We start from the raw sequence: 15,513 nt of genomic DNA, 5'->3' as shown, positions 1-15,513 counted from the left end.
AGGTGATGATATGACTGATTCACGAGCAATGTTTCAGAATCTCTTGGATCAAATGCAGTTACCGGAAGATATTCGACAGACTGCGATTTTTCAATCAGCTCAAATTCAAAAAGTTAAAGTCCATACTGAATCTCAGCAATGGACTTTTGTTTTAGAATTTGAACAAATTTTACCTGCCAAAACGTACCAAATTTTTTACCAACATTTACAGACCGCTTTTGAGGGCGTGAAGCTGGTGGACTTAGTTATTCAAACAAGCAATCAACAGTTCGATCAACAATTGCTCAATGCCTATTGGCCAATAGTGGTGGAACGCCAACAATTAAATGCGGCCATTTATCGAGAATTACAACAACAAGCCCCGCCTCAGTTGCTGGAACAAGAGCTGTTACTAACAGTTAATAATGAAGTTTTAAAAGATTATTTAACAAGTAAGTATTTGCAAGAGATGGAAACTACATTGCAACAGATGGGTTTTCCAAAAATGCGGATCAAAGTCTTAGTTGATCAATCGCAAACGCAGGCTCGAATTGAACAATTAAAACAACAGCAACAACAGCAGCAGCAACAATTGGTGGCAAATGTCAAAAAGGCCCAGGCTAACCCGACTAGTTCGGGGAAAGCCAGTTCCATTATTGGCAAAAAAATTGCTAGCGACACCCCCGTGGTAGCAATGAAAGATATTGTGGAAGAACAGCAATCAGTCGTAGTGGAAGGTTATATTTTTAGTTCCGAAGTACGCCAATTACGTTCAGGACGGCAATTGTTGATTTTAGAAGCCACTGATTATACGTCTTCCTTTGTTATTAAAAAGTTTTCCAAAAATGGTGATAGTGACGCTGTGTTCGCTGATTTTACGAAGGGGACTTGGCTGAAAGCGCGCGGCTCGGTACAAGAAGATAACTATTCCCGGGAATTAACGATTAATGCTTATGACTTAAATGTAATTAAAAAAATTGGGCGGCAGGATCAAGCTGAAGAAAAACGGATTGAACTGCATGTGCATACTAATATGAGCCAAATGGATGCGGTCAGTTCGACGACTGACTTGGTGAAACGGGCAGCGGACTGGAAGCAACCAGCAATTGCGATTACAGATCACTCGACAGCCCAATCATTTCCGGATGCTTATAGTGCTGGTCAAAAATACGGTGTCAAAATTATTTATGGAGTGGAAATTAATTTAGTCGATGAAGGAGAACCCATTGCCTACAACTTACGTGATGAAGCTTTGGCAACTGCAGAATATGTAGTCTTTGATGTGGAAACGACTGGTTTGTCGGCTGTTTATGATTCCATCATTGAATTGGCAGCTGTCAAAATGCAAGCTGGCAAAATCGTTGCGGAATTTGATGAATTTATTGATCCAGGACATCCTTTATCACAAACGACAATTAATTTAACTTCGATTACTGATGAAATGGTGCATAACAGTAATTCTGAACAAGAAGTGATGGATAAGTTTAATGACTTTGTGGGTGATGCTGTCTTAGCTGGTCATAATGTTACGTTTGATATTGGCTTTTTAAATGCAGCGCGCAGGCGTTGCGGCTATCAACCCGTCACGGTACCGATCATTGATACCCTAGAAATGTCGCGGACTTTACATTCAGAATATCGTAATCATAAGTTAGATAGCTTAGCTAAACGGTATGATATCAAGTTGGAGCACCACCATCGAGCTAATTCGGATGCCGCTACCACGGGTTATTTATTGTATGCTTTGTTTAAAGAAATGTTAGAGCAATTTGAAACGACGAACATTTTGCAATTAAATGATCATTTAGGTGGCCGCGAAGCATACAAACAAGCGCGGCCGTATCATGCAACTTTATTAGCCACCACCCAGGCTGGACTTAAAAACCTATTTAAGATTATTTCCAGTTCGATGACGGAATATTATTTCCGCACCCCACGGGTACCGCGCCGAATTTTGAATGAATATCGTGCCGGAATAGTGGTCGGTTCTGCTTGCAGTTCCGGTGAAGTGTTTACAGCGATGATGCAAAAGGGCTACGATGAAGCTTATCAAAAAGCGCAGTTTTATGATTATTTAGAAGTCATGCCCCATGCGATTTACCAGCCCTTACTTGATTCTGGTTTGATTCAAGATCAAAGTGCGTTAGAAGAAATCTTGGGTAATATTGTGAAGCTGGGTCAAACGTTAGATAAGCCAGTCGTGGCGAGTGGTGATGTACATTATTTAGATCCGAAAGATGCGATTTATCGTGATATTATTGTCAAGGCAGTAAAGAGTAATCCATTGGCACGACAAAAATTACCATTAGCAGACTTTAAAACAACCACGGAAATGTTGCAAGAATTTCAATTCTTGGGTGAGCAAACTGCGCACCAAGTGGTCATTGATAATCCACAGATTGTTGCTGATTGGGTAGATGGTGAAATTACACCTGTAAAAAGTAAATTGTATACGCCTAAGATGCCGGGGGCGGAACAAGAGATTCAAGATTTAACCTACAATAAAGCGCATGAGTTGTACGGTGATCCGTTGCCAGAAATTGTGCAAAAACGCTTGGACCGGGAGTTGAAGAGTATTATTGGTAACGGCTTTTCGGTCATTTATTTAATTTCACAGCGCTTAGTTTATAAGAGTAATAAAGATGGTTATTTAGTTGGTTCAAGAGGTTCCGTCGGCTCTAGTTTAGTGGCTACGATGACCGGAATTACCGAAGTTAATCCATTACCGCCCCATTATCGGTGTCCTCATTGTCAATATAGTGAGTTCTTCACGAAGGGTGAAGTGGGCTCTGGTTTTGATTTGCCCGATAAAGTCTGCCCACAATGTGGTCAAGAGTTGGCGAAAGATGGCCATGATATCCCGTTTGAAACCTTTTTAGGTTTTAATGGTGACAAAGTTCCGGATATTGATTTGAACTTTTCAGGTGATTACCAACCAATTGCTCATAATTATACAAAGGTCTTATTTGGTGAAGACCATGTTTTTCGGGCGGGAACGATTGGTACGGTGGCTGACCGGACAGCTTATGGTTATGTGAGCAACTATGAAGAATTAACGGATCAAAAATTTCGTGGTGCGGAAAAGGATCGTTTAGCAGCGGGAGCAACTGGGGTTAAGCGAACCACCGGTCAACATCCGGCGGGCATTATTGTTGTGCCAGATTATATGGATATTTATGATTTTACGCCCATTCAGTATCCAGCTGATGATCAAAGTGCTGCTTGGAAAACGACGCATTTTGATTTTCATTCCATTCACGATAATATTTTGAAACTGGATATCTTGGGCCATGATGATCCCACGATGATTCGGATGTTGCAAGATTTGTCAGGCATTGACCCGCAGACAATTCCCACTGATGATCCTGGGGTTATGGCGTTATTTTCCGGAACTGAATCGTTAGGCGTGACGCCGGAGCAGATTGATTCCAAAATGGGAACATTAGGGGTACCGGAATTTGGAACTAAATTTGTCCGAGGTATGCTGGAAGAAACGCATCCGACCACTTTTTCTGAATTATTACAGATTTCAGGGTTATCCCACGGTACAGATGTGTGGTTAGGTAACGCGGAAGAATATATTCAGCAAGGCATCGTCACGTTAAAAGATGTGATTGGTTGTCGTGATAATATTATGATGGACTTAATTCATTGGGGCTTAGAGCCGGGCATGTCTTTTCAAATTATGGAACATGTTCGTAAAGGTAAAGGAATCCCGGATGAATGGCAAGAAGTGATGCGCGCCAACAAAAATGTTCCTGATTGGTATATTGAATCTTGTTTGAAAATCAAGTATATGTTCCCGAAGGCGCATGCGACAGCATATATTATGATGGCGTTACGAATTGCCTACTTTAAAGTGCATATGCCGCTTATTTATTACTGCGCTTATTTGTCTGTCCGTGCAGATGTCTTCGACTTGGTTGCGATGGCCAGTGGTAAACAAGCCGTGAAGGCGGAGATGAAGTCTATTAATGAGCAGGGCAATGATGCGAGCGCTAAAGATAAGAGCTTGTTGACGGTTTTAGAAATTGTCAATGAATGTTTGGAACGCGGTATTCAGATTAAAATGGTTGATTTAGACCATTCGGATGCGATGAATTTTAAAATTTTGGATGATCATACATTGTTAGCCCCATTTGTGGCAGTCCCCAGTTTAGGCTTAAATGTGGCTAAACAAATTGTGGCCGCCCGTGAAGAACAGCCCTTTTTATCGAAAGAAGATTTATCGAAACGGGGCCATGTCTCCCAATCAATTATTGATTATTTAACCCAGAACCACGTTTTAGACGGTATGCCTGATGAGAATCAGTTGTCGTTGTTCTAAGAGTTCCAGTCTAAAACTTGAAAAAACCAGCTGGTAGTTATATACTTTAACTAAGTTGATTTCACATGACGAGTGAGCAGGAATGCTCACTCTTTTTATTGCAGGCTGCATGAAACTAGCTGAATAAGCACGATAGAAAGGGGTGTTGATTTGAATTCTGTTATTGACCAAGTTAAAAGTTTAGTCCAACCAATTTTAGCTGATCATGGTTTTTATTTAGTTGATTTAGAGTATGTCAAAGAAGCAGGTAGCTGGTATTTACGGCTGTATATTGATAAAGACGGGGGCATTGATATTGAAGAATGCGCTGTGGTTAATCAAGAATTAAGCGAACAATTAGATGCTCAAGACCCAGAACTGATTCCTAATGCTTACTTTTTGGAAGTATCTTCACCTGGTGCTGAACGTCCCATTAAGACGCAGCAAGATTTAACAAATGCACTGGACCAATACATTCATGTTAGTTTATATCAAAAGCTCAATGGTCAAAAAGTTTTTGAAGGTACTTTAAAAGAATTTGACGAGCAACAATTAAAGTTGGAAGTTAAGATTAAAGCGCAACGCAAAGTAATAGCTATCCCACGTCAACAAATAGCGTCAATGCGTTTAGCAATTGAGTTTTAACTGTAAGGAGATCACGTTATGAGTAAAGAATTAGTGGGAGCACTAGATGCCTTAGAAAAAGAAAAAGGCATTTCTAAAGAATTAATTATTGATGCAATGGAAGATGCTTTAAAATCAGCTTATAAAAGAAATTATGGTCAAGCCCAAAATGTCGAAGTAATATTTGACGATAAAAAAGGCGATTTTCATATTTACACAGTCAAAGAAGTGGTGGAGCAAGTAGCAGATCAGCGTTTGGAAATTAGCTTAACTGATGCTCAACAGGTGAATCGTGGCTATGAATTAGGCGATCATCTTAACGAAGAAGTCACTCCGAAAAACTTTGGCCGTATTGCCGCCCAAACGGCCAAACAAGTGGTGATGCAACGCGTTCGTGAAGCAGAACGGAATAACATTTATAATGAATATAGTCAGTACCAAGATGAAATTATTCAAGGTGTGATTCAGCGGCGCGATAATCGCTTTGTCTACATTAACTTTGGCCGCGTTGAGGCGGTGATGGAACGAAAAGATCAAATTCCGAATGAATCATACCAACCTCAAGATCGGATTAAAGTTTATGTTTCTAAAGTTGACAATACTACTAAGGGACCACAAATTTTCGTTTCTCGGTCGCACCCCGGCCTAGTGAAACGCTTGTTTGAACAAGAAGTTCCGGAAATCTATGATGGAACCGTGGAAATTGTTTCGATTGCACGTGAAGCGGGCGATCGTACCAAAATTGCGGTACGGTCAACTGATGAAAATATTGATCCTGTCGGTACGACTGTGGGACCACGAGGCCAGCGAGTACAAGCAATTGTTGATGAATTAAACGGCGAGAATATTGATGTTGTTAAATGGGAGCCCAATCCTTCTGATTTTATTGCCAATGCTTTAAACCCTGCGGAAGTGATTGCTGTTCAATTTGATGATGAGACAAATCCTAAGTCTTGTATTGTCATTGTCCCCGACTATCATCTTTCTTTAGCTATTGGTAAACGTGGTCAAAATGCACGTTTAGCTGCGAAACTAACTGGTTTTAAGATTGATATTAAGCCTGAATCAGAAGTGGAATTCGTTGATGAAGCAGGCGATGAAGTCGATGAAGAGGATCTTGATTAAATGAATTAAGGTGGTGGTTGTTTGAAAACAAGAAAAGTACCGATGCGTAAAGATGTCTTAACTAATGAAATGGCCCCCAAACGTTTGTTAGTCCGGATTGTTCGGAACAAAGACGGTGAAGTTAGCGTTGACGAAACGGGCAAAAAGCCAGGGCGCGGAGCTTATGTGGGGTTAGACCCCGCGGCAGTTAAGCAGGCACAAAAAGATCATAAGTTAGACGAAATTTTAAAAACGAAGTTGACAGCTGAGTTTTATGAAGAGCTATATAATTATGTCGATCATCAAAAAGCGCGGTTAGATTTGTTTGGTGAACTAGGTAAAAAACATTGACACAACAACGTATTTTGAATTTCTTGGGTCTGGCGAAACGAGCCCGTAAAATTGTTACTGGCCAAGAATTAGTTTTAAAAGCCATGAAAAATGGTCAGGTCTATTTTGTCTTTTTGGCAACAGATACTGGGGCTGTGGCTCAAAAATCATTTCAAACAACCCTCAAGCGACAGCAAATCCCATTTGATCAGACCTTTAATCAAATTCAACTCAGTCAGGCAATTGGTCAGGCAACTAAAGCCATTGCCATTACCGATCGGGGATTTGCTCAACGATTTCAAGAATTAATAACAAATAATTAAGGAGCGTGAATTTATGGGAAAGAAACGAGTTTATGAATTAGCAAAAGAGCTCCATGTTCCAAGTAAAGATTTGGTGGATATAGCCCGCAAGCATCATATGGAAATCTCGTCCCATATGGCAGTTTTAGATGATGCACAATTAAATGATTTAACTAAGATTGTACGTTCAACTAATCAGTCTCCAAAAACTCAATCACCAGTATCGAAAGATACGACTAATGCTAAAAGTAAAGGAAAAACAAAAATTAAAGTTACAGCTATCCGGCATGCGCCTAAACCTAATGATGCTAAGAAGAACCACCAGCATTCTAATAATAACCACAATAATAATGGTAATGAGCACCGTACACATCAAAATAATGAACACAGTCGTGGTCCAGTGACGACTAATAATAATCAAGGTCGTACTAATCAGAATAATCAAAATCGTAATAACACGAATGCGCGACCAAATAATTCGCGCACTAATAATCGCAATCGTAATTTAAATAATGACCGGCGTTCATCCATGATGAATCGGGCTAGTGCAGGGCGGAAACATTTAGCGCAATATAAACAAAATGCGCAAGCTTCCGTGGAATCAATCGAACAAGCACGGCATCATGAACAGCGCCAAAAAGAGCAAAGAGCAAAGCGTGCTAATGAGCGTGCTACTCAACAACGCTCACAAAGACCAACTACTAATCATTCCAGTCAAAGTGCTAACCGTAATCGGAATAATAGTAGTAATCAACAAGCTACGCGGAAGCCAACTACGACGCAAAAGCCAACGGTTAATCGCCCAACAACGCAACCGACTGCTGAAAAAACTACTTCGGATAATAATAAGCGACAACATGAGTTTACGAACAATCGTCGCAAAAATGAGCATATTGATTATCGCAATCGGCCCAAGCATAAAAACAAGCGTAAATTACGCAAGCAACAAGCTAGTCAACCGAAAAAGCCAATGCCACAACGGAAAGAACGGCCGTTACCAGAGGTTTTGGAATACTCAGTCGGCATGAATGCGCAAGACTTGGGTAAAATTTTACATCGGGAACCAGCTGAAATTGTTAAAAAGTTATTTATGTTGGGTGTGATGGTTAATCAAAACCAATCCTTAGATAAAGATACAATTGAAATTTTGGCCGCCGATTATGGCATTGATGCGCAAGAAAAGGTTGAAGAAGATATTACCGATTTGGATACCTTCTTTGAAGATGAAGTCAATAATACTGATAATTTGACTAATCGGCCACCAGTAGTTACGATCATGGGTCACGTTGATCATGGTAAAACTACTTTATTAGATAATTTACGGCATAGTCACGTCACGGCAGGTGAAGCTGGCGGTATTACCCAGCATATTGGTGCTTATCAAGTTCAATTAGATGGTCGCTTAATTACCTTCTTAGATACCCCAGGACACGCAGCCTTCTCTAACATGCGGGCGCGTGGTGCTGATATTACCGATATTGTTATTTTAGTAGTAGCGGCCGATGATGGTGTAATGCCCCAGACAATTGAGGCGATTAATCATGCCAAGGCAGCTAATGATCCAATTATCGTCGCCATTAATAAGATTGATAAACCAGATGCTAATCCCCAACATGTGACGGAAGAATTAATGAATTATGGTTTAATTCCTGAAAGCTATGGTGGTGATACCATCTTTGCTAATATTTCCGCTAAACAAGGCACGGGCATTGATGAATTATTACAAATGGTCTTATTAGAAGCTGACGTGTTAGAGTTAAAAGCTAACGCACAACAAAAAGCCGTGGGTACCGTAATTGAAGCCCGCTTAGATAAAGGCCGCGGTCCAGTTGCTAGTTTATTAGTGCAACAAGGAACCTTACACAAGGGTGATCCAATTGTCGTGGGGAATACCTTTGGTCGCGTTCGGGTGATGACGGATGATCGTGGTCGGCAAATTGAGTCTGCTTTACCATCACAACCAGTGATGATTACTGGCTTAAATGACGTACCACAGTCAGCCGATAAGTTTGTGGTCTTTGAAGATGAAAAGACAGCCCGGGCTGCTGGTGAAGAACGTGCTGAACGAGCACAAATGGAAGAACGCAAGCGGACTAACGCGGTCACCTTGGATAACTTGTTTGATACCATGAAACAAAATGATATGAAGAAAGTTGACGTCGTGATTAAAGCTGATGTCCAAGGCTCTGTGGAAGCTTTGCGCAATAGTTTGGAAAAAATCGAAGTCGAAGGTGTGCGGGTCAATATTATCCATGCTGCCGTAGGAGCAATTAATGAAAGTGATGTTACTTTAGCTTCGGCAAGTAATGCCATTATTATCGGTTTTAATGTGCGGCCAACCGTGCAAGCTAAAATTCAAGCTGATAGTGAAAGTGTTGATATCCGGTTGCATAATGTTATTTATAACGCAATTGATGAAATTGAGTCAGCTATGAAGGGTATGCTAGAGCCTGTTTATGAAGAAAAGGTAACTGGTAATTTGACCGTACGGGAAACTTATAAAGTTTCTAAATTAGGAACGATTGCTGGGTGCATTGTGGATACCGGCTTGATTCAACGTGATAGCGGAGTTCGTTTAATCCGTAACGGAATTGTCGTTTATGAAGGCAAACTGGCCTCTTTGAAACGCTTTAAAGATGATGTTAAGGAAGTCAAGCAAGGCTTTGAATGTGGTTTGATGATCGAAAATTATAATGATATTAAGATTGATGATCAGATTGAAACTTATGTCATGCAAGAAGTTCCTGTCAAGTAGGAGGTGTTGTAATGAAATATCGTGTTGGTCGAGTTGAACAAGAAATCCAACGAGAAGTCAATGATATTTTGTTAAAACGGGTGCGTGATCCGCGTGTCAAGGAAGTAACTATTACGGGAGTCGAGGTAACTGGCGATTTACAGCAAGCTACAATTTACTTCAGTGTTTTGGCAGAGACCGCTAGTGCGGCGCAAAAAGCTACTGCTGGTTTGAATAAAGCCAAAGGCTTGATTCGGCGCGAATTAGGACACCGTTTATCAATTTATAAAACTCCAGATTTAATCTTTAAACAAGATGATTCCATTCGGTATGGTGAGCATATTGATGAATTGTTACGCCATTTAAATGAATCAGACAAATAGTCGCTTAGCGGCTTTTTTGTTACATATAATTGTATTGCGGGAAATCTTTCTAGTTAAGGCAATGCTATACTAAATTAGTTAATTAAATTATTAATGAGGTTATGATAATGAATGGTATTATTCCCCTGTATAAACCACGCGGTGTGACTAGTGCGGATTGCGTGTACCAATTGCGGAAGTTATTACATGAAAAAAAGGTTGGTCATACTGGTACCTTGGATCCGGATGTCGATGGTGTCTTGGTCGTTTGTGTTGGTCAAGCCACGAAGTTGGTTAATTGGCTCTTAAATTCGGACAAAGTTTATCAAGGTCAAATCACTTTTGGCAGTGCGACGACTACCGAAGATGCCAGTGGTGAAGTCATTGCGCAGACAAAATTACGAGCACCAATTGCCAATGAGAAGATTAAATTAGGAATGCATAGTTTAACGGGTTTAATCCAGCAACAACCGCCAATGTATTCGGCGGTGAAAGTTAACGGTAAACGGCTGTATGAATATGCCCGAGCTCATCAGGAAGTGGAGCGTCCAATTCGGCAAGTAACGATTAAACAATTTGATTTATTAGCGGCCAGTCAATTTGATGAAGTGCAACAACAACAAACTTGTGAATTTTTAGTGCGGTGCAGTAAAGGCACCTATATTCGGACTTTAGCCGTGCAATTAGGGCAGTATCTTCATTTGCCGGCGCATATGAGTCGTTTAACGAGAACTTATGGTGGTGGTTTTAAACTACAGGAGACTTGGACTTTAGAACAAATCAAACTGCAGTTGGCTCAAGGCCAAATGGATTTTTGTTTGCCGTTGAATGTAGCTTTTACAGACCAAATGCCACTGTATGAATTGACTGCTGCGCAATGGCAAGTGGTGCAAAACGGCGGTGCCATTCAGTTGCCTTCAACTGAGGAACAGGTCTTACTGACTTGGCAGCATCAAGTCAAAGCATTGTATCATTTACAAAATCAGAACTATGTTCCGCAAATTATGCTTTTAAAAAATGATAGGTGAGTAAATCGTGGAAGTTCAAATTTTAAAATATCCCTTTCAGCAGCAGTTGAAAATTCCGGCACGGCAAGTTTTGGCGGCGGGTTTTTTTGATGGCGTGCACCTCGGTCATCAAAATGTGATTAAAACGGCAGTACGGCTGGCGCATACGCGGCAACAACCAGCGGCAGTTTTGACGTTTGACCGCCATCCTATTGAAGTTTATCAACCGCAAAAAGTGACGGGAACGTTCCAGTATCTGACGCCATTTCAACGCAAACTAGAATTGTTTCAAGAATTACAAGTAGATATTGTCTATGTAGTAGAGTTTAATCCCATTTTGGCGCATTTAGCACCGCAAAAATTTGTCGAAGATTTTTTGTTGCGCTTGCATATTACAACTTTAGTGGCCGGCTTTGATTGGACCTTTGGCCCCAAAGAGATTGCGACCATGACGTATTTACGCCAGTTAGTCCAACAACGCTTTGAAATTGTAGAGATTCCTTCTTTAAATTTCGATCATGAAAAAATTTCTTCTACTAATATTCGCACAGCGTTACAGACGGATCAGATTCAACACGCTAATTTATTATTGGGTTATAATTACCAAAACCAAGGTCCAGTGGTTCACGGTTATCAAATGGGGCGGCAGTTGGGTTTTCCCACAGCTAATTTAGCTTTAAGCGCAGAGCAATTAGTTCCTAGCTTGGGTGTTTACGTCACACGAGTCAAAGTTGGTGATGACTGGTTCCCAGCGATGACTTCCGTTGGCCGAAATGTGACTTTTAAAAGGGGCAATAATCCGGTCACAGTAGAGGCTAATCTCTTAGACTTTGATCAAGATCTCTATGGTCAGGAAGTCCAAATTCAGTGGTTAAAATATTTACGTCCTGAAATTAAATTTGCTGACGCCCCGGCATTGGTGCAGCAATTACGACAAGATCAGCAAGCTACCGAAAATTATTTCAGAAAATAATAGCAACTAACTTGACATAGTGCTAATAGCTTGCTATATTTAACATTGTTAGCACTGATATATCAAGAGTGCTAAAAGCGAGGTGATTTGGTTTGATAACTGATCGTCAAGCTGCAATTTTAAAGGCAATTGTTCAACAATATATTGAAACGGGGCAACCTATTGGCTCGAAGGCTTTAATGGATCGGTTACCAATTCATGTGAGTTCGGCAACTATTCGCAATGACATGGCAAATTTAGAGAGTTTGGGTCTGATTGAAAAGATTCATTTGTCATCAGGACGGGTGCCTTCAGATAGTGGTTATCGGTACTATTTGGATCACCTGTTAACGCCGATAGATGTTTCGGAGCAAACTTCAGAAATCATTCATTCTGATTTTGCCAAACAACGCTTTACCAAAATTGATGAGATTGTTGCGCAGTCCGCTAAAATTCTCTCAACTTTGACAAGTTATACGGCCATTGCTTTAGGACCTGAGAGTGATAATACTGTTTTAACTGGTTTTCGAATTGTAGACTTGGGTAACAGTCAAGTCATGGCTATTATGGTAACTAGTGATGGAGCTGTTTATAATCAAGTGTATCGCTTAGAAGCAGATATTGCGGCTGATCGTTTGGAAGCGGTCGTACGCATTATTAATGATCAATTAGTAGGTCAGACTTTGAATGAGGTTTCCAAGCGATTAAAGACTGATTTTCCTAAACTGGTGGCACAATATTTACAGACTCCAGATGGTTTTTTGTCAATTTTTGATGATATCTTAGATAAAGTTGCCGCCGATCATTTCTTTGTGGACGGTAAATCTAATTTATTTAACTACGTTGATACCCGTAATAGTGACAGTTTAAAGAGTTTGTATTCATTGTTTGACAGTGACCATAATTTAGCCAAGCTTTTGGGAATGGATCAGAATCTCAGTGACGATGATTCTAATAATCAAGGAATTAAGGTCCATTTGGGTGCTGAATTAGCGCCGCAAATATTGAATAATTATAGTTTGATTACCGCCAAATATAGTGTGGGCGTTCACGGTGATGGCTTAATTGCCCTCTTAGGGCCCACTAATATGCCTTATTCACAAGTGATTGGTTTAATTACCTCTTTACGTTATGAATTGGCAAAGCGGTTAATTGATTATTTTCAAGAACTAAATGGTAATTCAAGTTAGGAGGCGTGTTTATGACGAAACCTGAAATAGATCCGGAAGAGTTTCCTTCAGAAAAAGCTTCAACAAAAAAAGCAGCTGCTAATGATCAAGAAAAAGTGGTATCCAGCAAAGATCAGGATGAACCAGCCACAGCCAAGCCAGCTGCTGATGAAGTGGTAGACAAACTATTAGATGCTAATCAAAAATTAGAAAAAGATTTAAAAGCTAGTCAAGATCAGGAGTTACGCTTACAAGCGGAAATTCAAAATATTAAAAAGCATAATCAACAAGAACAGGCTAGTTTAATTAAGTATGATGGACAAAAGTTAGCGACAGCTATTTTACCATCAATTGACAATTTAGAACGTGCACTACAAGCAAGTAGTGCCGATCAGACCAATGACGGCTTAATTACTGGTGTGCAGATGGTTTTAAAACATTTGAAGCAAGCATTAGCGGAAAATGATATTACTGAAATTAAAGCTTTGAATGAAAAATTTGATCCGACGATTCATCAGGCGGTGCAAACAGTAGCAAGTGATGATGAGCATCCAGCAGACACAGTGGTGCAAGTATTACAGGCCGGTTATCAATTAAAAGATCGCGTTTTGCGGCCAAGTATGGTTGTTGTGGCACAATAAATTAATTTAATGGAGAAGGTTTAATTAATGTCAAAAATTATCGGAATTGATTTAGGAACAACTAATTCAGCAGTTGCTGTTTTAGAAGGTGGCGACCCGAAGATTATTGCTAATCCAGAAGGCGGCCGGACTACACCATCAGTAGTTGCTTTTAAAGATGGTGAAACACAAGTTGGTGAAGTGGCTAAGCGGCAAGCAATTACCAACCCGAATACGATTTCTTCTATCAAACGCCACATTGGTGAAGCTGGCTATAAAGTCAATGTTGATGGCAAAGAATATACACCACAAGAAATTTCGGCCATGATTTTGCAATACATTAAAAACTTTGCGGAAAAATATTTGGGTGAAGAAGTGACTGAAGCGGTAATTACTGTACCAGCTTACTTCAATGACTCACAACGGCAAGCTACCAAAGATGCTGGTAAAATTGCTGGTTTAGATGTTAAACGGATTATTAATGAACCAACAGCTTCTGCTTTAGCTTATGGTTTAGATAAAAGTGATGCCGATGAAAAAGTCTTAGTTTACGATTTAGGTGGTGGGACTTTTGATGTTTCCGTTTTGGAATTAGGCGATGGCGTTTTCCAAGTATTGTCAACTAATGGTGATACCCATTTAGGTGGCGATGACTTTGATAATGCTATTATGGATTGGTTAGTCGCTGACTTTAAAGCGCAAAATCAAATTGACTTATCACAAGATAAGATGGCTTTGCAACGGTTGAAAGATGCTGCTGAAAAAGCGAAAAAAGATTTATCTGGTGTGAGTGAAACGGAAATCAGTTTGCCATTTATTTCTGCTGGCCCTGCTGGCCCGTTGCATTTACAGACTACTTTATCTCGCGCTAAATTTAATGAATTAACAGCTGATTTAGTTGACCGGACAAAGATTCCGGTACAAAATGCTTTAAAAGATGCCGATTTGAGCAGTTCTGATATTGATAAAGTTATTTTAAACGGTGGTTCTACGCGTATTCCTGCGGTACAAGAAGCAGTTAAACAATGGACTGGTAAAGAACCCGATCATTCGATTAACCCTGATGAAGCTGTTGCTTTAGGAGCAGCCATTCAAGGTGGTGTGATTACTGGTGATGTGAAAGATGTGGTCTTGTTAGATGTTACGCCACTATCTTTAGGAATTGAAACAATGGGTGGTGTTTCCACTAAGTTAATTGATCGGAATACGACAATTCCAACCAGCAAGTCACAAGTCTTTTCAACAGCTGCGGACAACCAACCAGCAGTAGACATTCATGTTTTACAAGGTGAACGTTCGATGGCCGCTGATAACAAGACTTTAGGTCGGTTCCAGTTAACAGATATTCCTGCTGCTCCGCGAGGCGTCCCACAAATTGAAGTTAAGTTTGATATTGATAAAAACGGAATTGTTAATGTTTCTGCGAAAGATTTAGGCACTGGCAAATCACAGAAGATTACAATTAAGAGTTCATCTGGTTTATCCGATGAAGAAATTGAACGGATGAAAAAAGAAGCTCAAGAAAATGAAGAGTCTGATAAGAAGCGCAAAGAGGAAGCCGATCTCCGTAACGAAGTTGATCAATTGATCTTTACAACTGATAAGACTTTGAAAGACTTAGAAGGTAAAGTTTCTGAAGATGAAATTAAGAAGGCTACGGATGCAAAAGAAGCTTTGAAGAAAGCCCAAGCTGACAATAATTTGGAAGAAATGAAAGCCAAGAAGGACGATTTGAATAAAATTGTTCAAGATTTATCAGTGAAGTTGTATCAACAAGCTCAAGATGCGCAACAAGCCCAAGGTGATGCGAACGCTAAGAATGATGGCGATAGTACCGTGGATGGCGATTTTAAGGAAGTTGACCCTGATAAAAACAAATAAGAGTGCGAATTAACTTGGAACCATTATTTGGGGTGTAGCTACTTGTTAGAATTAACGGCCTAGATTAAAAGTTCAAAGTTTGTATCTAAAAAAGTCAAATTACTAAATCCAGGTTTGGACGTTAGAATTTGACTCTTTTAGTG

11 protein-coding genes and 1 pseudogene are annotated in these 15,513 nt (G+C 40.1%); all 12 read left to right on the top strand.

From position 1 onward, the window contains the following. Positions 1-10 precede the first annotated feature (10 nt). The 12 genes and pseudogenes from AC3B5S_RS00795 (at position 11) to dnaK (ending at position 15,370) form a co-directional block, all read left to right on the top strand. Positions 11-4,306: a PolC-type DNA polymerase III gene (locus AC3B5S_RS00795; RefSeq protein WP_489789965.1), complete on the top strand. Its 4,296-nt coding sequence runs from the start codon at positions 11-13 to the stop codon at positions 4,304-4,306. A gap of 150 nt (positions 4,307-4,456) precedes the next feature. Then, positions 4,457-4,930 (top strand): ribosome maturation factor RimP, encoded by a 474-nt coding sequence (rimP, locus tag AC3B5S_RS00790; RefSeq protein WP_489757549.1) that lies wholly within the window; start codon positions 4,457-4,459, stop codon positions 4,928-4,930. Between the two features lie 18 nt (positions 4,931-4,948). Beyond that, positions 4,949-6,031, top strand: a pseudogene (gene nusA, locus AC3B5S_RS00785) (transcription termination factor NusA); the annotation flags it as partial. Positions 6,032-6,055: 24 nt separating this feature from the next. Next, positions 6,056-6,364, top strand: coding sequence for an RNase P modulator RnpM (rnpM, locus tag AC3B5S_RS00780; RefSeq protein ID WP_489757550.1), 309 nt, complete (start codon positions 6,056-6,058; stop codon positions 6,362-6,364). Continuing rightward, a complete protein-coding gene (locus tag AC3B5S_RS00775) occupies positions 6,361-6,666 on the top strand; it encodes a L7Ae/L30e/S12e/Gadd45 family ribosomal protein (protein WP_489757551.1) in 306 nt (101 codons plus the stop codon). The genes rnpM and AC3B5S_RS00775 overlap by 4 nt, the downstream gene beginning before the upstream one ends. 13 nt (positions 6,667-6,679) lie before the next feature. Then, complete coding sequence (infB, locus tag AC3B5S_RS00770) at positions 6,680-9,400, top strand: translation initiation factor IF-2 (RefSeq protein WP_489789964.1); 2,721 nt, start codon at positions 6,680-6,682, stop codon at positions 9,398-9,400. Between the two features lie 11 nt (positions 9,401-9,411). Continuing rightward, the gene (gene rbfA / locus AC3B5S_RS00765) at positions 9,412-9,762 is read left to right on the top strand and encodes a 30S ribosome-binding factor RbfA (protein WP_489757553.1); all 351 of its coding nucleotides are present in this window, start codon (positions 9,412-9,414) and stop codon (positions 9,760-9,762) included. Between the two features lie 107 nt (positions 9,763-9,869). After that, entirely contained in the window at positions 9,870-10,769 is a 900-nt protein-coding gene (gene truB, locus AC3B5S_RS00760) for a tRNA pseudouridine(55) synthase TruB (protein ID WP_489789963.1), read from the top strand. Between the two features lie 7 nt (positions 10,770-10,776). Then, positions 10,777-11,721, top strand: coding sequence for a riboflavin biosynthesis protein RibF (gene ribF / locus AC3B5S_RS00755; RefSeq protein WP_489757555.1), 945 nt, complete (start codon positions 10,777-10,779; stop codon positions 11,719-11,721). Between the two features lie 92 nt (positions 11,722-11,813). After that, entirely contained in the window at positions 11,814-12,890 is a 1,077-nt protein-coding gene (gene hrcA / locus AC3B5S_RS00750; RefSeq protein WP_489768999.1) for a heat-inducible transcriptional repressor HrcA, read from the top strand. A gap of 11 nt (positions 12,891-12,901) precedes the next feature. Further along, positions 12,902-13,510 (top strand): nucleotide exchange factor GrpE, encoded by a 609-nt coding sequence (grpE, locus tag AC3B5S_RS00745; protein WP_489789962.1) that lies wholly within the window; start codon positions 12,902-12,904, stop codon positions 13,508-13,510. Positions 13,511-13,537: 27 nt separating this feature from the next. Continuing rightward, positions 13,538-15,370, top strand: coding sequence for a molecular chaperone DnaK (gene dnaK / locus AC3B5S_RS00740; RefSeq protein ID WP_489789961.1), 1,833 nt, complete (start codon positions 13,538-13,540; stop codon positions 15,368-15,370). Positions 15,371-15,513 lie beyond the last annotated feature (143 nt).

This window comes from Bombilactobacillus sp. ESL1094, assembly GCF_058107425.1.
Note: the sequence above shows the minus strand (reverse complement) of the source record. Positions and strands in the feature narration are given on the sequence as shown.

Bases quoted from the DNA above. Each gene is read 5' to 3' on its own strand.
- AC3B5S_RS00795 (WP_489789965.1), top strand. From the start codon at position 11: ATGACTGATTCACGAGCAATGTTTCAGAATCTCTTGGATCAAATGCAG.
- infB (WP_489789964.1), top strand. From the start codon at position 6,680: ATGGGAAAGAAACGAGTTTATGAATTAGCAAAAGAGCTCCATGTTCCA.
- rbfA (WP_489757553.1), top strand. From the start codon at position 9,412: ATGAAATATCGTGTTGGTCGAGTTGAACAAGAAATCCAACGAGAAGTC.
- truB (WP_489789963.1), top strand. From the start codon at position 9,870: ATGAATGGTATTATTCCCCTGTATAAACCACGCGGTGTGACTAGTGCG.
- grpE (WP_489789962.1), top strand. From the start codon at position 12,902: ATGACGAAACCTGAAATAGATCCGGAAGAGTTTCCTTCAGAAAAAGCT.
- dnaK (WP_489789961.1), top strand. From the start codon at position 13,538: ATGTCAAAAATTATCGGAATTGATTTAGGAACAACTAATTCAGCAGTT.